Consider the following 22,818-nt stretch of genomic DNA (forward strand, 5'->3'; position numbering starts at 1 on the left):
CTGCACCGCACCGCTCCGCGACCTGGGAGTATCGGCACGGAAACAGTGCCCGCCCGATCAGGAGGACCCGGTGACCGAAGAGCAGACCACGGCGGACGTGCCCGCGAACGCGAAGCGGGTGCGGGAGGAGGACGTGTTCGACGTGGACGCGGTGACGCGGTGGCTGGGCGCGACCGCGGGGATCACCGGCACCCCCGAGGTGCGCCAGTTCGCGGGCGGCGCATCCAACCTCACCTACCTGCTGCGCTATCCGGACCGTGACCTGGTGCTGCGCCGACCGCCGGCGGGGGCGAAGCCGGCGTCGGGCCATGACATGCACCGCGAGTTCCGGATCCAGCAGCTGCTCGCACCCGCGTTTCCGCACGTGCCGGCGATGGTGGGACTGTGCACCGACCCGGCGGTTCTGGGCAGCGACTTCTACGTGATGGAGCGCGTGCACGGCACGATCCTGCGGGGCGACGCCGAGGTCTCGCTCACCCCCGCGCAGACCGGCACCCTGTGCACCCGGATGGTGGACCTGCTGGTGGAGCTGCACTCCGTCGACCCGGCCGCCACCGGCATCGACGAGTTCAGCCGCGGCCCCGGGTACGTCGCCCGCCAGGTGTCGGGCTGGACCCGCCGGTTCGCGAAGGCCCGCACCGACAACGTCCCCGACTTCGCCACGGTGACCGAGTGGCTGGACGCCCACCAGCCGGACGACGTGCGCCAGGCGGTGATCCACGGCGACTTCCGGCTGGACAACCTGCTGCTGGGGCCCGAGTCGGACACCGACCCGGCGCCGCTCCGCCCGGTGGCGGTGCTCGACTGGGAGCTGGCGACGGTGGGCGACCCGCTGATGGACCTGGGCGCCACGCTCGCCTACTGGGTGCAGGCCGACGACGAGCCGATGATGCGCCTGACCAAGCGCCAGCCCTCCGACCTGCCGGGCATGCTCACCCGCGAGCAGATCGTGCAGCGCTACCTCGACGCCACCGGGCTGCACACCGACAACTGGCGGTTCTACGAGGTGTACGGGCTGTTCCGGCTGGCTGTGATCGCGCAGCAGATCTACTTCCGCTACCACCACGGGCAGACCACCAACCCGGCTTTCCAGGACTTCTGGCAACTCGTGGCCTACCTGGAGCAGCGGTGCCGCCGGCTTATCGCGGAGTAGGAAGCGGTCGACGAGCAGGCGGCGTGGGCTGAGCGGCCTGCCCCGTGGCTCACTCGAAACCTCACTCCCCGTAGTGGTATCGGCACGCGGCGACGCGGATCTCGTCGCCGGTCATCTTGTACACCAACCGGTGCTCCAGGGTGATCCGCCGCGACCAGTAACCCTGGAATCCGTGTCTGAGCTGCTCGGGCTTCCCGATGCCCTCATTGCCGTTCCACTGGATATCGCGGATCAGCGCATTGATGCGCTTGAGCGTCTTGCGGTCCTGCGCCTGCCACCACAGGTAGTCATCCCACGCCGACTCGTCCCAGACCAGCCTCATTCGGCGAGATCCCGCTCGACCCCTTCTCCCGATTCGAGCCGCTCGATGGAGGCGAGGAGGCGACGCGCATTTTCTGGACTCTTGAGCAGGTACGCGGTCTCCTTGAGGGACTCGTACTCGTCGAGAGCCACCATCACCACCGGGTCGCGGCCCGCACGCGTGACGATGACCTCCTCGCGATCGTCGATGACGCTGTCAAGCGTCTCCGCGTACCGCGCCCGGGATTCCGAATAGGAGATCGTCCGCACTGCCCACCGCCTCGCCCGTCGCCGCTCCACACCGGAGCGCCATCACGTACAGGATATTGTACGCGAGATCGGCGTAGTGCGCCCTGCGCTTCCCTCGCCCGCCTCGGGCATCCCGGCAGGTCCTCACCTACCCGCGTTGGGTGGACTTTTGGCTGAAATTCCGAGCGTTTCCAGCCAAAAGTCCACCCAACGCCGGGGCGCTCGCGGCTACGAACCGCCAGCATCACCCGCTGCCCGCTCCCCCGGCCCCGGCAGCCGCAGCGGCAGCAGCGCCGCCAGCCCCGCGCCGATCACGATCAGCAGGCCGACGATGCCGGCCCGGTCCGCGCCGAACAGCCACGAGAACAGCCCGAACAGAGCCGGCGCCAGGAACGACACCGCGCGACCGGACGTGGCGTAGAGCCCGAACATCTGGCCCTCCCCGCCGGGCGGCGACAGCCGCGCCATCGCCGACCGCGCCGACGCCTGCGCCGGGCCGATGAACAGGCACAGCACCAGCCCGCACGCCCAGAACGCCACCGGCCCCGACGACGCGAGCAGCCCCACGCCCACCACCATCATCGCCGCCAGCGAGAACACGATCACCGGCTTGGCGCCCACCCGCTCCTCGCACTGGCCGCCTGCCACCGCACCGACGGCGGCGACGACGTTGGCGGCCACGCCGAACATGAGCACGTCCGACGACGAGACGCCGTACACCCCCACGCCCAGCACCGCGCCGAAGGTGAACACCCCCGCCAGCCCGTCGCGGAACAGCGCCGACGCGCCGAGGAACCCGAGCGTGCGCCGGTCCGTGCGCCACAGCCCGCGCAGGTCGGCGAACAGCGCCCGGTAGGCGCCGGCCACGTCCGCGAGCCGCCCCCGGACGCCGCGCCCGGGCGGCGTCGTCTCCGTCGCGGGCACCTCCGGGACCACCACGAACAGCGGCACCGCGAAGGCGACGAACCACACCGCGGCGAACAGCACCACCAGGCGGATGTTCATGCCGTCGGCGCTCGGCAGCCCCAGCAGCCCGCGGGTGTCCCCGTCGCCGGTGATGAAACCCGCGTACACGAGCAGCAGCAGCACGACGCCGCCCACGTAGCCCGCCGACCAGCCGATCCCGGACACCCGCCCCTGCGTCTCGGGCGTGGAGACCTGCCGCAGCATCGCGTAGTAGGGGACGTTGGCCAGCTCCGCCATCACCGACGCCGACGCCAGCAGCACCAGCCCCAGGAAGAAGTACGGCTCGGAATCGCGGACGAAGAACATCGCGACCATCAGCGTGATCGTGCACAGGGTGAGGACGGCGAGCGAGCGCTTGCGCCGTCCCCGCGCGTCGGCTCGCCCGCCCATGATCGGCGCCGTCACCGCCAGGACGAACCCGGCGACGCCCAGCCCCCACCCCAGCCAGGCGCTCGACGAGATGCCGCCCGGCGAGTCCTCCCCCACCTGGTCCGTGAGGTACACCGAGAACACGAACGTGAACACCACCGCGTTGAACGCCGCCGCGCCCGCGTCCCACGACGACCACGCGAGGACGGAGCGCCGCCCCGTCGGCGCCGCCCCGCGCGAGGTCCCCGTCATAGGTGCAGCCTATGGCGCGGCGGCGGTAGCGTGCGACCATGTCCGCCGCATACGCGCCCGGCACCCCGTGCTGGGTGGACACGATGAGTTCCGACTTCGACGGCGCCGTGCGCTTCTACTCCGGCCTGCTGGGGTGGGAGGCCGAGGTGGACGACTGCGACGCGGCCGCCGCGCGCTGCCGGGACCTCGGCGGCACCGGCGACCGTGCGTCCGCCGACTCGCCCCACGGCCGGCTCGCCGGGGTGCGCGACACCACGGGGGCCGCGTTCCACATCATCGCGCAGGGCGGCTGACCGGGCGGGCGCCCGCAGCCGCTACGCGCGTCCGGCCGGGTCCACCGCCTCGGATTCGCGCACGGGCGGCGGCGGGGTGCCGTCGCCGAAGGGCCGCCCGCCCAGTTCTTCACGCCCGTGCGGGGTGAGCCACACCGAGGTGTCGGGCCCCAGCGGCACGATCCCCGTGGGGTTCACGTCGCGGTGGACGATGTAGTAGTGCTGCTTGATCTGCCGGAAGTCGGTGGTGTCGCCGAAGCCGGGCGTCTGGAACAGGTCGCGCGCGTACGCCCACAGCACCGGCATCTCGGTGAGCTTGGTGCGGTTGCACTTGAAGTGCCCGTGGTAGACGGCGTCGAACCGGGCGAGCGTGGTGAACAGGCGCACGTCGGCCTCGGTGATGGTGTCGCCCATGAGGAACCGGCGCGTCGACAGCCGCTCGGACAGCTCGTCGAGCCGCGCGAACAGCGCCAGGAACGCCGCGTCGTACGCCTCCTGTGATCCGGCGAACCCCGCCTTGTACACCCCGTTGTTCACGTCGACGTGGATGGTCTGCATCAGCGCGTCCATCTCGTCGCGCATGCCCTCCGGGTAGAGCTCCGGCGCGCCGTCACGGTGCAGGGCCGTCCACTGCGTGGAGAAATCGAGCGTCATCTGCTTGAAGTCGTTGGTGACCACCTTGCCGCTGGACTCCTCGACGATCGCCGGCACCGTGATGCCGCGCGGGTAGTCGGGGTACCGCGCGAAGTACGCGTCCTGCAGGCGCGGGATCTTCAGCACCGGGTCGACGCCGCCCGGGTCCAAGTCGAAGGTCCAGCTGCGCTGGTCGTGGGTGGGTCCGCACAGCCCCAGCGACAGCGCGTCCTCGAGCCCCAGCAGCCGGCGGACGATCAGCGTGCGATTGGCCCACGGGCAGGCGCGCGCCGCGACGAGGCGGTAGCGCCCGGCCTCCACCGGCCAGCCGGATGCGCCGTCGGCGGTGATGCGGTCGCTGATGTAGTTCTCGTCGCGCGTGAAGGCCGCGCCCTCCTCCACGTACGTGCCCTGGCCCGCATCGCCTCGCTGGTCGTCGCCCATTGCGATCGCCTCCGTTCCTGTCCGTGGAGAGCCGTCGGCAAGCGGCTTCGACGCGCCGCCGCCTACGACACCGCCTTCAGCCTAGGCCGCGCGGTTAGGTTCGGGGGATGGACGCACACGAGTGGGACGATCGCTACAGCGCACAGGAACTCGTCTGGGGCGCTCCGCCCAACGAGGTGGTGGTGGAGCTGGCCACCGGCCTTCCGGCGGGCCGCGCCGTGGACCTCGGCTGCGGGGAGGGCCGCAACGCGCTGTGGCTGGCGACCCGCGGCTGGGCGGTCGAGGGCATCGACTTCTCCGGCGTGGCGCTGGACAAGGCCCGGCGCATCGCGGCGGCGGCCCCGGCTGCGGTGGCCGAGCGGCTGACCTGGACGGAGGCCGATCTCACCACCGCGGACCTGGGGACCGGCGTCGACCTGATGCTGGTCGGCTACATCCACCTGCCGTCGGATGAGCGTCCGCGACTGCTGCGGCGCACGCAGGACGCCCTGGCCCCGGGCGGCGCGCTGCTGGTGCTGGGGCACCACAGCCGCAACATCGACGAGGGCGTCGGCGGTCCGCAGGATCCGGACATCCTCTTCACTCCCGACGACATCACCGCGCTTCTCGACGAGGACATGCAGGTGGGCTTCGCACGCGAGCTGTTCCGTGAGACCTCCGGAGGCACCGCCATCGACACGCTGGTCTTCGCGCGCAAGCCGTGACCCGCGGAGGTCCGCATCCGGCACAGGTCCCATTGCCGGCTCAGCGCAGTGTTCTTTCGGTCACGAGTGCGCACATCGCCGGCCCAAGCTGCGCCGCCGTCATCCCCGTGGCCTGCCGGTTCGCCATTGACAACGCGCCTATACACCACAATCGCAATCTGAGCAATCCCTCATGTTTGCGCACCGGACGAAACGGAGTAGCCTGAGCAGTAAGTTACTCGTCGGTAGAGTGGATGTGCGCGGCTCACACCGGGCAGACCCGCCTACGGCGCCGAACCTCCGGCTCGACGTCGACGCGTAGCACCGACACCCGCATTCCGCAGGCGCACCGCCCGCGGAACGGCACTCCACAACTCGACAACGACGAACACCACCGCACGGCGCACCGCCACCGGGCACTATCGGATGGACCACCACCCGCCGGCCGGGGCGCCTGCCAGCCGAGTCAAGGCTTGTCACGAGGAAGCGAAGACATGGGCCATTTCAAGAGCAACACCCGCGATATCGAGTTCAACCTCTTCGAGGACCTGAAAGTCCAGGAGCCGATGTCCCAGGGCGCCTGGGGCGATCTCGACGAGGACACCGCGCGCACGATGATCTCCGAGGTCGCCAAGCTCGCCGAGGGCCCCCTCGGCGAGGCCTACGCGGACGCGGACCGCAACCCGCCCACCTTCGACCCCGCCACCCACGAGGTCACGCTGCCCGAGGGCTTCAAGAAGTCCTTCCGCACCATGTGGGACGCGGAGTACTACCGCATGGGCCTGCCGGAGGAGATCGGCGGCGTCCCCGCCCCCCGCGTGCTCGGGTGGAGCCTCAACGAGATGATGCTCGGCGCCCAGCCGGCCGCCTTCATGTACGCGGCGGGCCCGTCGTTCGCCGGCGTGCTGTTCGAGAACGGCACGGACGAGCAGAAGAAGTGGGCGGAGGCCTGCGTCGAGCGCGGCTGGGGCGCCACCATGGTGCTCACCGAGCCGGATGCCGGTTCCGACGTGGGCGCCGGCCGCACCAAGGCGATCAAGCAGGACGACGGCACCTGGCACATCGAGGGCGTCAAACGGTTCATCACCTCGGCCGACTCCGACGACCTGTTCGAGAACATCTTCCACCTGGTGCTCGCCCGGCCCGAGGGCGCCGGCCCCGGCACCAAGGGCCTGAGCCTGTTCTTCGTGCCCAAGTTCCACTTCGACTTCGACGGCAACGAGATGGGCGAGCGCAACGGCGTGTTCGTCACCGGCGTCGAGCACAAGATGGGCCTGAAGGCCTCCGCCACCTGCGAGGTCACCTTCGGCGGGCACGACGTCCCGGCCGTGGGCTGGCTGGTCGGCGAGGTCCACAACGGCATCGCCCAGATGTTCGACGTGATCGAGCACGCCCGCATGATGGTGGGCACCAAGGCCATCGGCACGCTGTCCACCGGGTACCTCAACGCCCTCGAGTACGCCAAGGAGCGAGTCCAGGGCTCCGACCTGACCCAGATGACCGACAAGTCCGCGCCGCGCGTGACCATCACGCACCACCCGGACGTGCGTCGGGCCCTGATGATGCAGAAGGCCTACGCGGAGGGCATGCGGTCCGTCTACCTGTACACGGCCGCCCACCAGGACGAGGCGATGGCCGAGTTCACCTCGGGCGCCGACGCCCAGACCGCCCACCGCGTGAACGACCTGCTGCTGCCCATCGTCAAGGGCGTGGGCTCGGAGCGCGCCTACCAGTACCTGACCGACAGCCTGCAGACGCTCGGCGGGTCGGGGTTCCTGCAGGACTACCCGCTCGAGCAGTACATCCGCGACGCCAAGATCGACTCGCTCTACGAGGGCACCACCGCGATCCAGGCGCAGGACTTCTTCTTCCGCAAGATCGCGCGCGACCGCGGCGCGGCCCTCGCCCACGTGGCCGGCCAGATCAAGGCGTTCATCGACTCCCCGGACGCCGACGGCCGCCTCAAGGGCGAGCGCGTGCAGCTTGCCACCGCGATGGAGGACGTGCAGGGCATGGTCACCACCATGACCGGCTGGCTCATGGGCGCCCAGGAGCAGCCCGCCGAGCTGTACAAGGTGGGCCTGGCGTCGGTGCGGTTCCTGATGTCCTTCGGCGACCTGCTCGTGGGCTGGCGGCTGCTGCACCAGGCGGAGGTCGCCCTCGCCGCCCTCGACGGCGACGCGGCCGACAAGGACCGCGCGTTCTACGAGGGCAAGGTGGGCGTCGCCCAGTTCTTCGCGCGCAACGTGCTGCCGGAGCTCACGGCCAACCGCAAGATCGTCGAGAACACCGACGGCGAGGTCATGGAGCTCGACGAGGCCGCATTCTGAGCCACTGACCCGATAGTCCCCCGCGGCCCGGCGACCTCGTCGCCGGGCCGCGTTCGGGTCCGGCGCACGCCGAGCGAACCGGCGGGCCGGCCGGTATCTTCACGCCCGACGCCCCACCCACGTGATCGAAAGGACGCCGGCGTGTCCGCCGAACAGCCCGATACCGCCGACACCACCGAAATCCCCGAAGCCCCCGCCAGGCCCGTCGCCATCGCCGCGGACGGACTGCACGCCACGGGGCCCGACGGACCGGTGTTCGGCCCCGTCGACCTCCGCATCGCCGAGGGCGGGCTGCACATCCTGCAGAGCCCCTCCGGCTCGGGGCGCACCGCGCTGTTGCTGGCGCTGGCCGGACGATTCAAGGTGGATGCCGGGACCCTGACGGTGCTCGGCGCGCGCCGCCCGTCGGAGATCCGCCGATCCACGGCCCTCGCCGGTTTCCGCGACATCGACGAGATCGACGATGCGGTGCGGGTGCGCGCGGTGGTCCGCGAACAGCTGGCCTGGAACTCCCCCTGGTACCGGCCCGCCCCGCGCTTCGACGACGGCGCCTATTCGCGCCTGACGCTGCCCGTGTTCGGGGAGCTGGCGCCGCCCTCGCCCGCCGCCTACATCCAGGACCTCGGCGAGCTCGAGCTGCTGCTGCTCCGGATCGCCCTGGCCCTGTCCGCTTCCGACGCGCGGGTGCTCCTGGTGGACGACCTCGAGCAGGTCCGCGACCTCGGCGAACAGGCCGTGCTGGCGCGCAGGCTGGCCGCCGTCGGCGAACACCGCACCGTCGTCGCCTCCGCCATCAACCCGCTGCCCCATCCCGCACCGCCGCACACCCTCCACGTGCCGGACGCCGTCGCGCCCGCACCCCGGCAGAAAGGCGCCTGATCCATGCTCGCCGGATTCGCGATCGGCACCGAGCTCAAGCGCTTCGGCAAGGGCCGGATGCCCAAGGTGGCGCTGGTCGCCATCGTCTTCATGCCGCTGCTCTACGGCGCCCTGTACCTGTGGGCTTTCTGGAACCCGTTCGGCGAGGTCGCCAAACTGCCGGTGGCCCTGGTCAACAGCGACCGGGGCGCGGTGGTCCAGGGGCAGCCGCTCAACGCGGGCCAGGAGGTCGCCGACGAACTGCTCCGGCGCGAGGACCTGGACTGGCGGCAGGTCTCGCCGCAGGCGGCCCGGCAGGGCGTGGAGGACGGCGACTACTACTTCGCCGTCGAGCTGCCGGAGGACTTCAGCGCGGCGGTGGGCTCGCCGATGTCCGCCGATCCGCACCAGGCGCAGATCGACGTGCTCTTCAACGACGCCAACAACTACCTCGGCACGATCATCGGCCAGAACGCCATGCACCAGCTGCAACTGGCGGTGAGCCAGAACATCAGCGGCCAGGCCGTGGACAAGGTCCTCGTCGGGCTGCAGTCCGCCGGTGAAGGGCTCACGCAGGCCGCCGACGGGGCGCAACGACTGGCCGACGGGGCCGCGCAGCTCGATGACGGCGCCGGCGAGCTCGATGACGGCGCGCACACGCTGTCCGACGGCATCGACACCGCGTACTCGGGTTCCGGGGAGCTGTCCACCGGCGCGCAGACCCTCTCCGAGGGCATCGACACCGCCGCCGGCGGGGTCCAGGCGCTCACCGGCGGGCTCGGCCGGCTCAGCGCCGGCACCGAGCAGCTCGGGGCGGGGGCCGGCCAGATCAGCGCCGGCGTGGACCAGGTGGTGGGCATGCTCGACCCCCTCGGTCAGGCGCAGACCGACGCGGCGCGGTCCGTGGCACAGGTGGCGGACATGCTCCGCGCCAACCCGGACCCCGTCTCCCGGCAGGCCGTCGCCGCACTCGACGGGCTGCAGCACACCCTGGCCACGCAGGGGCTCTCCCCCGGGGCCCTCGACCAGCTGCACCGGCTCAGCGACGGCGCCGCGCGACTCTCGCACGAGCTCGGCGACCCGTCCTCGGAATACCGCAGCGGCATCAGCGCTCTCGTAGCCGGCGGCGGGGAGCTGCAGTCCGGGATGACGCAGCTCTCCGACGGCGGGCACCGGCTCACCGGCGGCGCAACGGAACTCCACGGCGGGCTGGCGCGGCTCTCCGACGGCGGCCATGCCCTCACCGACGGCACCGGCACCCTCACAGGCGGCACCGAACAGCTGCGCGGCGGCGCGGACGAGCTGGCGGACCGGCTCGGCGAAGGGGCCGGTCAGGTTCCCGACTGGAGCGACGAACAGCGCCGCGAGGTGTCGTCGACCATCGGCGCCCCCGTCGCGCTGTCCGAAAACAGCATCACCCACGCCGAGACGTTCGGCATGGGCTTCGCGCCGTTCTTCCTGTCGCTCGCGCTGTTCGTCGGCGGCATGATCATCTGGATGCTGCTGCGGCCGCTGCAACTGCGCCCGCTCGCCGGCCGGCTCGGGGCCGTCCGCGTGGTCCTGGCCTCCTACCTGCCCGCGCTGTGCGTGGTGCTTGCCCAGTCGGTGGTGATGTTCCTGGTGGTGCGGTTCGCCCTGGGGCTGGACCCGGCGTACCCGGCGGCGACCTTCGGCGTGCTGACGCTCATCGGCGCGGCGTACCTGGCGCTGATCCAGATGTTCAACGTGGTGCTGGGCCCCTCGGTGGGGCGCGTGGTCACGCTGGCGTTCCTCATGCTGCAGCTCGTGTCCTCCGGGGGCGTGTACCCGGTGGAGACGACGTCCCGGCCGTTCCAGTTCCTGCACCCGTTCGATCCGATGACCTACACGGTCGACGCGCTGCGCCAGGTCACGCTGGGCCACATCGACGGGCGGCTGTGGACCTCCGTCGCCGTGCTCGCGGGGGTGCTCGTCGCGTCGATCGCCGTCAGCGCGCTGGCCGCGCGCCGCGACAGGCGCTGGACCATCGAGCGCCTGCACCCGCCGATCGCCGTGTGAGACTGGAACCGCTGCACCCCTGGCACCGCTGCGCTCCCAGATACCGCCGATCCGAGCACCCGTTGCGCGCGATCCGCCGGGAATCGGTGCTCGTCGTGTGTACCGGGCACGCGGACCGCTGCTGGGCGCCGACGGCCGCGGGTAGGGTCGGCGCCACGAGCTCCGCAGCCGAGTAGGAAGAGTGTGATCGACATGGCGCGCGTCGTCGTCTTCGGTGGCCACGGCAAGGTGGCGATGCTGCTGCATCCGCTCCTCGTCGAGCGCGGCGACGAGGTCACCGCCATCGTCCGCAACCCCGAACACACGGAGGAAGTGGCGGCGACGGGCGCCCGGCCGCTGGTGGCGGACGTGGAGCGGCTCGATGCGGACGCCATCGCGGAGGAGATCCGGGGGTTCGACGCGGTGGTGTGGGCCGCGGGCGCCGGCGGCGGCGATCCGGAACGCACCTACACGGTGGACCGGGACGCGGCCATCCGCTCGATGGACGCGGCGGCCCGCGCCGGGCTGCGCCGCTACGTGATGGTCTCGTACTTCGGCGCGGATCCCGAGCACGGCGTCCCCTCGGACAACGGCTTCTTCCCCTACGCCGAAGCGAAGGCGGCCGCCGACGCCCACCTGCGCGGCACCGACCTGGACTGGACGGTGCTGGGGCCGAGCCGCCTCACGCTCGAGCCGGGCTCCGGCCGGATCGAGGCGGACGAGGGGCCGCGGTCGCCGATGGCCAAGGGCGAGGTCCCCCGCGCCGACGTGGCCGCGGTGACCGCCGAGGTGCTCCACCGCGACGACACCATCCGGCGCACCATCGAGTTCAACACCGGGGCCACCCCGATCGCCGAGGCCCTCGGCAGGAGCTGACGCCGCCTATTTGCAGCTGACGATCGGCGACGGGTCGTACACCGTGGTCTCGGTGCTGCGGGAGATCTCCGCGCCCGTGGCCGCGCTGCGGATGATGCGGGTGTCCGAAGTGGTGAAGCCGGGCGCCCCGGACGACGGCGAGCAGTCCGCACCGCTGAGCGTGATCCGCTCCGGGTCGGTGTAGTTGGAACGCCCCCCGTTCACCGATTCCACGTCCACGGTCTTGGTGCCCCAGATGCGCACGGTCACCGAATCCGAGTCGCCGGACGCCTGGATGAGCACCCCGGTGGACGACGGGTTGGTGAACTTGAGATCGATGGCCCCCTCGTACACGGTGGCCTCGCGACCCGCGGGGTAACGCGAGATGTAGTAGCTGTGCTCCTGGTGGCCGGCGTCCTGCATCCCCGCGAAGTACGACGCGTTGAACAGGGTGGTGGCGAACTGGCTGATGCCGCCGCCCACGGCCTCGTCGGCGTGCCCGTTGAGGATGATCCCGGACTCCACGTACCCCTGGGCGGTGCCGCGCGGGCCGGTGTAGCCGTTGAGGGAGAAGGTCTCGCCGGGGAGCACCACTGCACCATTGACCTCCTGCGCCACGCGCCGGATGTTCACGCCGGAGGCGTAGCTGAAGCCGCTGGTGGTGAACTCTGCGATCACCTCGTCGATGCCCAGTCCCTCGGCCTCCTCCGTGGTCAGCTCGGGGTGATCGTCCACGTAGACGGCCGGCAGAGTGCGCCCGTCGCGGGTCAGCGCCTGCCAGTCGTGCAGGGTCGCGGCCCAGTCGATGTCGCGTCCGTCCTGCGAGGGCACCACCTCCGGACCCGACGAGCCCAGACGCACGGTGGCGTCGCGTGCGGGCGTGACGGTGCCGGCGAGCTGCTCGCCGAACACCCGCTGCGCCGCATCCGCGTCGAACCGGGGCACCAGCGCGCCCTCGTCGTCCAGTTCGATCCGCATGATCTCGCCGATCCGCTCCGGAGGGAGCACGGCGTCGGCGCCCTCCCCGGTGACCGTGACGGGCCCGGCCACGGCGGCGCGGGCGAACCCGTCGAGCACGGCCTGGACGTCGGCCCTGTCCGTCCGCGGCTGTTCCACCTGCACGGGGAGCACCACCGGCGCGCCGTCGGCCCAATGCTCGATGAGGGTGTCGGCCGCCGCCGGGGCGTCGAGCGTCTGACCCGACTGCGGCCACGTCGGCACCGCTTCGCCGCCCTCGAAGGCCACGCCGCCCTCGACCACCGGACGGTCGACCTCCTCGGCGATGCCGTCGACGGCGGCCGCGAGCGCGTCCTGATCCACCTGGCCGACGACGGGGACGTCCCGGGTGGTGAACAGCGACGTCAACCGGGTCCACGGATTCATCGAACCGGTGCCCGCGGCGGCGACGCTCCTCTCGGCGTCGATGCCGAGTCCCGCGTCGGCCGGGACGACCTCGAAGTTGGCGTCGCCCGCCTGCACGGCGACCGCACGGGTTCCGCCGTCCTCGGCACGTGCGCGTATCCGCTCCGCGGCCTCCTCCGGCTCGAGGCCGCCGACCTCCACCCCGGCGATGCGCACGCCGCGCGGCACCTCGCCCGACGTCATCGCCACGTCGATCCCGAACGCTACGGCGGCGAGGACGACGACGCCGCCGATCGCCGAGGCGATGATGCGCAGGCGTCTACGGCCGCCGACGGTGTCGCCGGGGTCGCCCGCGCGGGGCCCGGGCGCCGGATCCTGCTCGCCGGTCATCGCGCTCCTTCAGTCGATCGTCGGCCCGGATCCGGATACTCGGCCGGGCGGGACACCCACCATCATGATCGAAGGTGAACGTCCATGCTTCAACCGGTCCCATGACGCACTGCGGCTGAAGACGGGGCCGGGGCCGGGGCCGGGGCCGTGGCCGGGGCAGAGCCGCTTGCCGCGACGCTTCCGCCCAGGGTAATAGGGGTACCGGTCCGGGCGCACGAGTAGGCCGCGTGAGCCCGTCGGTCGGGGTTGACGGGATCACGCGGCCGTCCTGTCTGTCGGTCGCCGCACGTTCGGCGTTACATCCCGTCCGCAGCGACCGCCGGAACCGGCCGGGAGGGGACACCGAACCGGCCAAGACCCCGTAAGAGGCCGACCGCCCCCGTACCATGTCCGCATGGGGATCGAGGAGGAGAGCCGTGCGACCATCCTCGATACCGTTCTGAGGGGGATCGGCGCGACACTTGCGGACGGGCCGGGCGGCGGGCCCGCCGCGTTCCTGATCACGGGCAGCGGCGGCTCGGGAAAGACCCACCTGCTGCATCTGCTGGCCGGGCTGGCGGACGCACCGGACGTCGACCTGCGCTTCGCGTCCGGCGAGCCGGCTTCCACCGGCCGCCCGGGGGCGGTGCTCGCGCAGCTGTTCCCTGAACTGGAGTCGCCCGTCGACCGCGCGTTCGGCGGCGTCCAGGACGAGCACTCGACGGCGCCGCCGGGGCCGATCCGGCACGCACTCGCGCTGGTCGCCGAACTCGCCCGGGAACGCCCGCTGGCGGTGCTGCTCGATGACGCGCACTTGGCCGACAGCCTCTCGCTCTCGGTACTCACCCGGCTCGCGGGCACCGACGCGGAGGTGCGGCCGGCGATGGTGATCGCCCGGCGCGGCATACCGGCCCGCGGCGCGTTGACCATGCTGGCCGGCGCCCCCACCGTGCGCGAGATCGTCCTCGCACCACTCACGGACGACGAGATCCTCGCGCTCGCCCGCGCGCGCCTGGGCGCCCCGCCCGGCCCCACGCTCGCCGCGGCTTTGATGCAGACCGGCGGCAACCCGGCCCATGCCAACCGGATTCTCGACTGGGTACGGTTCCGTGAGCGGCTGCACCCGGTGCCCGGAAGCGGCGCCGTCGACGCGCGGCTGGAGCACGACGAAATGGTCGAGATCCTCTCGCGCAGCGTCGACACCCAGCTCAGCCTGCTGGACCCCGACGCATTGCAGACCGTCAGGCTCGTCGCGGTGTGGAACAAGGCGGTGACCGCGGCCGAGATCGGCCTGGCCCGCCGCCAGCACCCGAGCGAGTTCGTCGGCGGCATCGACGCGGCGGTGGGGGCCGGCATCCTCGTGTGGGAGGGCGAGCACATCCGGTTCGGCTCGCGGGTCGCCGCGGAGGCCGTGCGGGCGGGGCTGGCCCCGACGATCCGCGAGTTGATGCTGGCCGCCGTGGGCGCGGCGGCAGACGTCCGCGCCCACGGCGAGTCCGGGGTCGGGGTCGACGCGACCGCCTCGGTGCTGCGCGTCCAGACGAGCCTGCAGATCGGCGCCCAGCTGCCGCGGCCACCGCGCCCGCGGGCCCGGACCATCACCACCCCCGCCGGCCTTCCCGCGGTGCTGGCCCGCGTCACCATGCTCTCCGACGCCGGGCGGCTGTATGAGGCCTACGAGCTGGCCGAGCGGGCCCTCCCGTCGCACACCGAGCCGACGGAACGGTTGACGCTGCTGTTCTCGATGTTGTCGTTCGCGACGCTCGGCGGCCGTGTCGAGCGGGCGCGCACGGTGCTGCGCGCGATGCACGACGAGCCGCTGCCCCGCGAGTCCGCGGCCTGGCTCGCCGAGATAGAGACGTGGCTGGACGCCATGACCGGCAACCCGCCGCGCGGCGGCACGCTCACGGCGCTCGCGGAGATCGACGACGCCCCGCCGGGGCTCACCGGCTACCGCACGGCCCGCGCGATAGGCCTGACGTTGGCCGGCGACTGCGTGGGTGCGCTTGCGCTGCTCGACGCGGTGCTCGACTCCAACGCCGCAAGCCAGAGCTGGCTGGGTGCGGACAGTCCCGAATCCGCCGCGTGGCCGCTATGGGTGACGCGGTTCGCCTACGGGCCCTCCTACACCCTGACCCGCGCACCGGTGGACAGCGTGCGCGACAACCGCCTGGTCAACCGGTGGCTGGGCCCGTTCCGGCAGAGCGTCATCGCGGAATCGCACATGGCGTGCGGCGAGCTCGACATCGCCTCGATGCTCCTCGACGACTCCCTCGCCGAAGCCCGACGTATCGAATCCGGGTGGATGTCCACGGCGGTGGCCGACAGGGCGCTGATCGACGTGCACCGCGGCGCCGCCCCCGCAGCGCTCATGCTGATCGCGCAGTGGCGCGAATGCGGCTTCCCCGACAGGTTCGGCCTGCGCGACGTCGATGTCGCCGAAGCCGAGGCCCGCCTGGCGCTCGGCGAGAGCGATGCGGTTTCCGAGCTCGCCGGGCAGACGTGGACCGCCTCTGCCGACGACGGCCACCGAGCCTGGATGGTGCACCGGGCACCCATGCTCATCCGGCAGGCCCGGCTCGCCGGCGACGACGCCCTGGTCGCCGCCATCGCCGACGGCACCGCCGCGATGCTGCCCGGATTCGACGCGCCCGCGCTGCGCGGGCCCGCGTCGCTCACCGCCGCGGTCGCAGCGCAGGACCAGGCCGCCGCCGAACGGTCCGCCGCCGAGTTCCAGTCGGTGGGCGACCAGCTGGGCGAGCTCGCCGCGCTGGAAGAGGCCGCATGCCTGGCCGCCGCAACCGGCCGCGCGCCGGCGGCGCTCGGTATCGCGCAGCGCGCTGCGGCGTTGGCGTCGCGCATCGGCTCCGTCGCCACCGGGCAGAGGCTCCACACGCGGCTGCGCGAGTCCGGGATCGAGGTCCCCCGCGCCGGGGCGGGCGTTTCCTGGCCGGGCAGCCGTGGTTCGGGCGGCGTGCCGGGCCCCGCGGGGGTCGCCGCACCCGGAGCAGGCAGCCTCACCCGCGCCGAGAACCGCGTCTCCCGGCTGGTGGCGCAGGGCATGACCAGCCCGCAGATCGCCGAACGGCTCGGCATCTCGCCGCGCACCGTGCAGACCCACATCTCCCACGTGCTCACCAAGCTGGGGCTCAGCACGCGCGCCGAGATCGCCGCCTTCATCTCCAGCACCCGCCGCTGAGGGACGCTCCCGGCGGAGCGGGATCCACGATCAGAACCGGCCGTCGTGGACGTGCACGCGGCGAGTGGCAACAACACGATGCCCGCTATGCACGTGATGCGGCCGCATCTCATGGCGCACCATCCTCATCGACACACCCCGGCACGCGTCTGCGCTCACAATGGCGCTCAACGCCGCAGGTGCGAACGTATAACGCACCCGCGCACCCCCGCAGGGATCCGGCGGGACGTGCGGCGCCTCACCGCAGGATGCGCCGCCGGAAGCCTCCCCAACCGTGCCGCCGGCGCCCGGCGCCGTCCGCGGCCGGTGCCGACGCCACGGCGGCGGCCTCGGCCGGGTCGACGATCTTGTGGCGCACGCGCCCCTCGTCGGTGCCCCGTGCGCGTTCGGCCGCGTCGATGGCGCGCCAGCCGTCGCGGTCGATGACGTCGGGGCGGCGGCTGCGCACCACTGCGTCGAACCGCGACGCGTCCATCCGCGGCGGGGCCAGCCGCCCGGCGTTGAAGTCGTCCACCAGGCGCCCCACGGTTTCGCGGGCACACGACTTGTTGGTGCCGATGAACCCGCTGGGCCCGCGCTTGGCCCACCCCGTCACGTAGGTGCCGGGGACCGCGTCCGGTCGGGCGCCGGGCCCGGCGCCCGCGGTGCCGCCGGCGGGGACGTCGCCCGGCGGGGAGGTGAGCACGCGCCCCCCGTCGTTGGGGATCGTCCCGGTGGAGTCGTCGAACGGGACGCCGGGCACGGGGGTGCCGCGGTAGCCGATGGACGTCAGCACCAGCCCCGCCGCCACCGTGGTCGACTCGCCGGTCGGTTCGACCCTGTCGGTTTCGCCCCGGAACCGGTTGCGTGCGAACTCGATTCCGGCGACGCGTCCGTCGTCGCCCGCAACGATGCGTGTCGGGGAGAGCAGGTACCGCATCGAGATCCGCCGGCGCGCCCCGGCTGCCGCCAGCCGCAGATTGTCCAGCAGCGCGAGCTTGTGCCGCACCGCATGCGGCAGCGCGTCGTCGGCCAGCCCCGCCCGGGTGGCGGAATCAAGCGCACGATCGTCGTGACCGTCGGGCTCGGCCGGTCCCACCGCCACGTCGACGCCCGGCGTGCGGATGAGGCCGGCGAACTCCGGCACGGTGAACGCCGACTGCCCGGTTCCCCGCCGCCCTGCGATCACGACCTCTTCGATGCCGCTGCCGCGCAAGGCTTCCAGCGCCGCATCCGAGATGTCCGTGCCGGCGAGCTCCTCCGGGTCCGCGGTGAGGATGCGCGCCACGTCGAGGGCCACGTTGCCGTTGCCGATGATGACCGCGCGCCGCCCGCTCAGGTCATAGGAGTCGTCGGCATGATCGGGGTCGCCGTTGTACCAGGCCACGAAGTCGGTCGCGGACCCGACGCCGGGCAGGTCCTCGCCGGGCACGCCCAGCCGGCGGTCCGACGACGCCCCCACCGCGTAGACGACCGCGTGGTGCGATTGCAGCAGTTCCTCGTGGGTCAGGTCCTCGCCGATCGACACCCCCAGGTAGTAGCGGAACCCGTCCTGCGCCGAGATCGAGTCGAACAGTCCCGTCACCCGCTTCGTGTTCTGGTGGTCGGGGGCGACGCCGCGGCGCACCAGGCCGTGCGGCACCGGCAGCCTGTCGAACACGTCCACCTGGACGCCCGGCTGGGTGAGCAGCTCGTCGGCCGCGTACATCGCCGACGGGCCCGAGCCGACGATCGCCACCCGCAAAGGCCCGCCCTTGCTGCGCACCTCCGCCGCCGGCAGCACCGGAGCCAGCACCGGCCGCTCGCGCTGCTCACGGTAGAAGTCGGCGTTGATCTGCGTGAACATCCGCTCGTCGTCGCCCAGCTTCGACTCCGGGACGATCGCGTCCACAGGACAGGCGGAGACGCACGCCCCGCAATCCACGCACGCCTGCGGGTCGATGTGCAGCATCTCCGCGGTGAGGAAATCCGGCTCGTCCGGGGTCGGGTGGATGCAGTTGACCGGGCACGCGTACACGCACGAAGCGTCGCTGCAGCAGGGCTGCGTGATGACATGTGGCACGACGATCGTTCCGTTCCGGCCGGGGTGGCTACGCTGCTCCGGCCCTGAGATGGGGGTGGACGGGCCCGCTCAGCGGTGGGGTTCGCTGCGGAACCGGGAGGCGCGGCCGTCGATCTTGCACGCCTTCCACAGCAGCTTCGACGCCGGGTTGAGCAGGCCCGCGTTGCCGGCGAGCATGCGCACGTCGCCGAAGTAGCCGGCAAGCTCGTCACGCGCCGCGTCGCTGTCCCAGAACAGCTCCTTGCGCACCGACTTCGGCACGTCGAAGGTCTCCCAGAACTCCTTGGGCGGCACCACGATCGCGTCGCACAGGACCCGCATGATCACCGGCATGGCCAGCGAGGACGCGAACCTGCGCGCACGGGACAGGCGCGGCGCGCGGCGCTCGATGAACTCGTGGGCGAAGGAGATGTGCCGGGCCTCCTCCGCCACATGGATCGACATGACCGATTTCATCACCGGGTGGATGTCGCCGCCGGCGCGCAGGATCCGCTTCTGCAGGTGGTCGATGGGCTCCTCGCCGGCGAGCACGCCCATGAAGAAGATCAGCGGCAGCGACGACCCCGCCAGCGGCAGCAGCTTGCCGACGCCCCGGAGGAAACGGTTCATCCCCGGGACGTCCATCCCGATACGGTTGACCATCTCCTGGAACATCAGGGTGTGGTTGCACTCCTCGATGCACTCGTGGGTGCAGTAGCGCGCCTCGGCCGAGCCGTTCGGCTGCACGAAGACGTACTGGATCATGCCGCGGATGAGGATGTTCTCGAACTGCAGGCCCACCTTGGCCACGTTGGCCTGCCGCCACATGCCGATGGCGATCTGCTTCTCCTCGGGCTGCGCCAGGTACCACGGGTGACCGCCCATCGGGTCGGTCTCCCGCTGCAGGATCCAGCGTCGATCGCCCGGCACGACGGCGAACTCGGGCGATTCCCAGTCGATGTCGCGGTACGGCTGGAAGTTCTTGTTGATCGACCCCTCGGAAAGCAGCCGCAGGCGCTCCTCGTACGCGGCATCCTGCATGGCCACCGCGTCGTCGGCCGCCGTGTCCCGGGCGGGCGACGCAGTAGCGGCGGGGCGCTCGAGAAGCGCCCGCTCGGCCGCGGCGTCGGTGCGCGATTCTGCCGTGATGCTCATGGTGGTGCCTCCCGCTCCGTCATGACTGACGCTGGTGTTGCCGTGTTGTTACTGTAACCAGGAGTTCTACCAATGCGCAATGGCACGATGAAGGCAGTACACGCCGTTCGTCCGGAATTCCGTCGTTTCGCCTGGTCATGCAGCCTTCGGAGGCTGCCCCACTTCGCGCCGCGCGCCGATTGACTCGACACGCCGGGTCGACACGCGCGCGATTGGGAATCGGCGCGCGGCGCGGGGGCGGGGGCTGCGCAGGCGGGCGGGCTCAGCTCTCCAGGATCATGGTGACGCCCTGGCCGCCGGCCGCGCAGATGGAGATGAGCCCGCGGGCGGGACGCTTGTCCTGCCGCGACTTCTCGGCGAGCATCTTCGCCAGCGTCGCCACGATGCGCGCGCCGGTCGCCGCGAACGGGTGCCCCGCCGCCAGCGACGAGCCGTTGACATTGAGCTTGCTGCGGTCGAGCGAACCGAACGCACCCGACAGACCCAGCCGCTGCGTGCAGTACTCCTCGGACTCCCAGGCGGCCAGGGTGCACAGCACCTGCGACGCGAACGCCTCGTGGATCTCGAAGAAGTCGAAGTCGTCGAGCGTGAGCCCGTTGCGCTCCAGCAGGCGCGGCACCGCATAGGTGGGCGCCATGAGCAGGCCGTCGGGGGTACGGCCGTCGTGCCCGTGGATGAAGTCGACGGCGGCGGTCTCCGAGTCGGCGATGTAGGCCAGCGGCTCCAGCCCCCGCTCGGCGGCCCAGTCCTCGCCGGCCAGCAGCGCGGTGGATGCGCCGTCGGTGAGCGGCGTCGAGTTGCCGGCGGTCATCGTCGCCTCGTCGGCGTGCGGCCCCTTGGCGCCGAATACCGGCCTGAGCTTGGCCAGCTTCTCCACGCTCGAGTCGGGCCGCAGGTTGTCGTCGCGGGTCAGCCCCAGGAACGGGGTGACCAGGTCGTCGAAGAAGCCGCGGTCGTAGGCGGCGGCCATGCGCTGGTGGCTCTGTGCGGCCAGCTCGTCCTGCGCCTCGCGGGTGACGCCGAACTCGCGGGCGGTGACGGCCTGATGGTCGCCCATCGACAGGCCGGTACGCGGCTCGCCGTTGCGCGGGATCTCCAGGCTCAGCATGCCGGGCCGCGCGCTGCCGAGCAGCTTGATGCGGTCGGTCGTGGTCTTGGCCCGGTTGAGCTCCAGCAGGAACTCGCGCAGGTCGTCGCCCACGCCGATGGGCGCGTCGGACGTGGTGTCCGAGCCGCCGCCGACGCCCGCCTCGATGCGGCCCGCCGCGATCGCGTCGCCCACGGCGATCAGCGACTGCAGCCCGGTGCCGCACGCCTGCTGCAGGTCGAAGGCCGGCGTGTACGGGCTCAGGTGGCTGCCGAGGACCGATTCGCGGATCAGGTTGAAGTCGCGGCTGTGCTTGAGCACGGCTCCACCTGCGACCATGCCCAGGCGCTCACCCTGCAGGTTGAAGCGGCTGACCAGCCCTTCCAACGCTGCGGTGAACATGTCCTGGTTGGACGCGTGCGCGTACTTGCGGTCCGAGCGGGCGAACGGGATGCGGTTGCCGCCGATCACAGCGACCCGGCGGGGCGCGCGCGGCGCTGTTCCCCCGCCGGAACGGCCGCCCGGCGCCTTCGCCGCGGGATCGGCGGCCTGGTGCTTCGGCGACTGCGCGCCCGCGGCGGCGGGCTTGGCGGCGGCGGGCTTGGCGGGCTTGGGCTGCTTGCCCGTGGACGCGCCGCCCTTGCCGGGGGCAGACTTGGCGGGTGTGGGGTCGGGATTCGTAGGCACGCGGTTCTCCCAGCGGTCGAGAAGATGTTGTCGGTCTCCATGGCGTATTCTTACCCAAGAGTAAGGTGCTGTCGAGACCGAGGCAGCGCCCACCTGGTCCTCGATCCGGACCCGGTGGCGCACCTCACCGGCACAGCGAACATGAACACAGGACAACCGGGCCCGCGGCGAATCGCCCGGGCTGCCGGCCGACGTAGAAGGTGACTCGTGGCAAACACTGACTTGTACTCCACTCTGGTGAACTCCGGTCCCGGATCGTTCCTGGCGGACAAGGTGGGCCTCCCGCAGCCGGAGACCCTCCGCCGCTACCAGAAGGGTAAGCCCGCGCTGCCCGGGCCGGTGAAGATCGGCGGCGCCGGGCGGCTGGCGGAGCCGCTGCGCGCGCTGCTCGGCGACTACGACCTGGCCCAGGACGCGCAGAAGTACGGCGCCCTCGTCTTCGACGCCACCGGCATCGGCTCCGTCGCGGAGCTGTCCCAGCTGTTCGAGTTCTTCCAGCCGGAAATGCGCAGGCTGCTGCCGTGCGCCCGCGTCGTCGTCATCGGCACCACGCCGGAGCTCACCTCCGGCGACGAGCACATCGCCCAGCGGGCCCTCGAGGGCTTCACCCGCTCTGTGGCCAAGGAACTGCGCCGCGGCGCCACGTGCCAGCTGGTCTACACCTCTCCCCAGGCGAAGGCCGCGGGCAGCGGCCTCGAGTCGACGCTGCGCTTCCTGCTGTCCGGCAAGTCCGCGTACGTCGACGGCCAGGTCATCCGCGTCAACGACACCGACGCCACCGCCCCTGCCGATTGGGACGCCCCCCTCGCCGGCACCGTCGCCGTGGTCACCGGCGCGGCCCGCGGCATCGGCGCCACCATCGCCGAGGTGCTCTCCCGCGACGGCGCGCACGTGATCTGCGCGGACATCCCCGCCGCCGGCGAAGGCCTGTCCACGACGGCGAACAAGGTCGGCGGCACCGCGCTCGCCGTGGACGTCACCGCCGACGACGCCGCCGACAAGATCGCCGAGGCGGTGAAGAAGCAGGGCGGCAGGCTCGACATCCTCGTCAACAACGCCGGGATCACCCGCGACAAGCTGCTGGCCAACATGGACGCCGCCCGCTGGAACTCCGTGCTCAGCGTCAACCTGCTCGCCCCGCAGAAGCTGACCGAGAAGCTCGTGGACCTGGGCGTGCTGGGCAAGGGCGGCCGCGTCGTCGACGTCTCGTCCATCGCGGGCATCGCGGGCAACCGCGGCCAGACCAACTACGGCACCTCCAAGGCGGGCGTCATCGGCCTGGTCGACACGCATTCGGACGCCTACGCCGGCCAGGGCATCACCATCAACGCCGTCGCCCCCGGCTTCATCGAGACCGATATGACCGCCGCCATCCCGTTCGCCACCCGCGAGGTGGGCCGCAGGATGAACGCGATGCAGCAGGGCGGGCAGACCGTCGACGTCGCCGAGACCGTCGCCTACTTCGCCAGCCCGTCCTCGGCCGCGGTCACCGGCAACGTGGTGCGCGTGTGCGGCCAGAGCCTGCTGGGGGCGTGAGCCGTGGCCTCCACTGAGCGACT

Annotated in this window: 17 protein-coding genes; 9 read left to right on the forward strand and 8 right to left on the reverse strand. The window is 71.8% G+C overall.

The annotated features are described in order from the left end of the window. Positions 1–70: 70 nt before the first annotated feature. Complete coding sequence (locus tag FO059_RS15570; RefSeq protein ID WP_143909884.1) at positions 71–1,153, forward strand: phosphotransferase family protein; 1,083 nt, start codon at positions 71–73, stop codon at positions 1,151–1,153. Positions 1,154–1,214: 61 nt separating this feature from the next. Here the strand turns inward: FO059_RS15570 and FO059_RS15575 are convergent, their stop codons facing one another. The 3 genes from FO059_RS15575 to FO059_RS15585 form a co-directional block, all read right to left on the reverse strand. Then, positions 1,215–1,475: a Txe/YoeB family addiction module toxin gene (locus FO059_RS15575; RefSeq protein WP_143909885.1), complete on the reverse strand. Its 261-nt coding sequence runs from the start codon at positions 1,473–1,475 to the stop codon at positions 1,215–1,217. Continuing rightward, positions 1,472–1,723 (reverse strand): type II toxin-antitoxin system Phd/YefM family antitoxin, encoded by a 252-nt coding sequence (locus FO059_RS15580; protein WP_143909886.1) that lies wholly within the window; start codon positions 1,721–1,723, stop codon positions 1,472–1,474. Before FO059_RS15580 ends, FO059_RS15575 begins: the two co-directional genes overlap by 4 nt. A 207-nt stretch (positions 1,724–1,930) precedes the next feature. Beyond that, entirely contained in the window at positions 1,931–3,289 is a 1,359-nt protein-coding gene (locus tag FO059_RS15585) for an MFS transporter (protein ID WP_143909887.1), read from the reverse strand. A gap of 38 nt (positions 3,290–3,327) precedes the next feature. Between FO059_RS15585 and FO059_RS15590 the strand changes: the two genes are divergently transcribed. Next, complete coding sequence (locus FO059_RS15590; protein WP_143909888.1) at positions 3,328–3,582, forward strand: VOC family protein; 255 nt, start codon at positions 3,328–3,330, stop codon at positions 3,580–3,582. 21 nt (positions 3,583–3,603) lie between these two features. Here FO059_RS15590 and FO059_RS15595 read toward each other — a convergent pair whose 3' ends face one another. After that, the gene (locus tag FO059_RS15595; protein WP_143909889.1) at positions 3,604–4,638 is read right to left on the reverse strand and encodes a glutathione S-transferase family protein; all 1,035 of its coding nucleotides are present in this window, start codon (positions 4,636–4,638) and stop codon (positions 3,604–3,606) included. Between the two features lie 107 nt (positions 4,639–4,745). Between FO059_RS15595 and FO059_RS15600 the strand changes: the two genes are divergently transcribed. From FO059_RS15600 to FO059_RS15620, 5 genes are all read left to right on the forward strand, one after another. After that, positions 4,746–5,342 carry a class I SAM-dependent methyltransferase gene (locus FO059_RS15600; RefSeq protein ID WP_143909890.1) on the forward strand — a complete coding sequence of 199 codons (597 nt, stop codon included), beginning with the start codon at positions 4,746–4,748 and terminating at the stop codon, positions 5,340–5,342. A 473-nt stretch (positions 5,343–5,815) separates the two neighbouring features. After that, entirely contained in the window at positions 5,816–7,651 is a 1,836-nt protein-coding gene (locus tag FO059_RS15605) for an acyl-CoA dehydrogenase (protein WP_143909891.1), read from the forward strand. 141 nt (positions 7,652–7,792) lie between these two features. Continuing rightward, on the forward strand, positions 7,793–8,530 hold the full coding sequence (locus FO059_RS15610; RefSeq protein WP_143909892.1) for an ATP-binding cassette domain-containing protein: 738 nt from the start codon (positions 7,793–7,795) through the stop codon (positions 8,528–8,530). Positions 8,531–8,533: 3 nt separating this feature from the next. Continuing rightward, complete coding sequence (locus tag FO059_RS15615) at positions 8,534–10,546, forward strand: YhgE/Pip domain-containing protein (RefSeq protein ID WP_143909893.1); 2,013 nt, start codon at positions 8,534–8,536, stop codon at positions 10,544–10,546. A gap of 192 nt (positions 10,547–10,738) precedes the next feature. Then, positions 10,739–11,401, forward strand: coding sequence for an SDR family oxidoreductase (locus tag FO059_RS15620; protein WP_143910823.1), 663 nt, complete (start codon positions 10,739–10,741; stop codon positions 11,399–11,401). Between the two features lie 6 nt (positions 11,402–11,407). On the opposite strand, the gene FO059_RS15625 is transcribed toward FO059_RS15620, so the two are convergent. Beyond that, positions 11,408–13,132, reverse strand: a complete 1,725-nt coding sequence (locus FO059_RS15625; protein ID WP_143909894.1) for a VanW family protein — start codon at positions 13,130–13,132, stop codon at positions 11,408–11,410. A gap of 394 nt (positions 13,133–13,526) precedes the next feature. Between FO059_RS15625 and FO059_RS15630 the strand changes: the two genes are divergently transcribed. Next, positions 13,527–16,310, forward strand: coding sequence for a helix-turn-helix transcriptional regulator (locus tag FO059_RS15630; protein ID WP_143909895.1), 2,784 nt, complete (start codon positions 13,527–13,529; stop codon positions 16,308–16,310). A 238-nt stretch (positions 16,311–16,548) separates the two neighbouring features. Here FO059_RS15630 and FO059_RS15635 read toward each other — a convergent pair whose 3' ends face one another. The 3 genes from FO059_RS15635 to FO059_RS15645 all read right to left on the reverse strand — a co-directional run bounded on the left by FO059_RS15635 (position 16,549) and on the right by FO059_RS15645 (position 21,259). After that, entirely contained in the window at positions 16,549–18,351 is a 1,803-nt protein-coding gene (locus FO059_RS15635) for an FAD-dependent oxidoreductase (protein WP_143909896.1), read from the reverse strand. Positions 18,352–18,420: 69 nt separating this feature from the next. Next, the gene (locus FO059_RS15640) at positions 18,421–19,371 is read right to left on the reverse strand and encodes an AurF N-oxygenase family protein (protein ID WP_143910824.1); all 951 of its coding nucleotides are present in this window, start codon (positions 19,369–19,371) and stop codon (positions 18,421–18,423) included. Between the two features lie 376 nt (positions 19,372–19,747). After that, positions 19,748–21,259 (reverse strand): acetyl-CoA C-acetyltransferase, encoded by a 1,512-nt coding sequence (locus FO059_RS15645; protein ID WP_143909897.1) that lies wholly within the window; start codon positions 21,257–21,259, stop codon positions 19,748–19,750. Positions 21,260–21,466: 207 nt separating this feature from the next. Here FO059_RS15645 and FO059_RS15650 point away from each other — a divergent pair, with 207 nt between their 5' ends. Beyond that, complete coding sequence (locus FO059_RS15650) at positions 21,467–22,795, forward strand: 3-oxoacyl-ACP reductase (RefSeq protein WP_143909898.1); 1,329 nt, start codon at positions 21,467–21,469, stop codon at positions 22,793–22,795. Positions 22,796–22,818 lie beyond the last annotated feature (23 nt).

Source organism: Tomitella fengzijianii (assembly GCF_007559025.1).
Taxonomy (GTDB): domain Bacteria; phylum Actinomycetota; class Actinomycetes; order Mycobacteriales; family Mycobacteriaceae; genus Tomitella; species Tomitella fengzijianii.

Coding starts and splice junctions, on each gene's coding strand:
- FO059_RS15575 (WP_143909885.1), bottom strand. CDS start 1,475: ATGAGGCTGGTCTGGGACGAGTCGGCGTGGGATGACTACCTGTGGTGG.
- FO059_RS15585 (WP_143909887.1), bottom strand. CDS start 3,289: ATGACGGGGACCTCGCGCGGGGCGGCGCCGACGGGGCGGCGCTCCGTC.
- FO059_RS15590 (WP_143909888.1), top strand. CDS start 3,328: ATGTCCGCCGCATACGCGCCCGGCACCCCGTGCTGGGTGGACACGATG.
- FO059_RS15595 (WP_143909889.1), bottom strand. CDS start 4,638: ATGGGCGACGACCAGCGAGGCGATGCGGGCCAGGGCACGTACGTGGAG.
- FO059_RS15600 (WP_143909890.1), top strand. CDS start 4,746: ATGGACGCACACGAGTGGGACGATCGCTACAGCGCACAGGAACTCGTC.
- FO059_RS15605 (WP_143909891.1), top strand. CDS start 5,816: ATGGGCCATTTCAAGAGCAACACCCGCGATATCGAGTTCAACCTCTTC.
- FO059_RS15615 (WP_143909893.1), top strand. CDS start 8,534: ATGCTCGCCGGATTCGCGATCGGCACCGAGCTCAAGCGCTTCGGCAAG.
- FO059_RS15620 (WP_143910823.1), top strand. CDS start 10,739: ATGGCGCGCGTCGTCGTCTTCGGTGGCCACGGCAAGGTGGCGATGCTG.
- FO059_RS15625 (WP_143909894.1), bottom strand. CDS start 13,132: ATGACCGGCGAGCAGGATCCGGCGCCCGGGCCCCGCGCGGGCGACCCC.
- FO059_RS15630 (WP_143909895.1), top strand. CDS start 13,527: ATGGGGATCGAGGAGGAGAGCCGTGCGACCATCCTCGATACCGTTCTG.
- FO059_RS15640 (WP_143910824.1), bottom strand. CDS start 19,371: ATGCAGGATGCCGCGTACGAGGAGCGCCTGCGGCTGCTTTCCGAGGGG.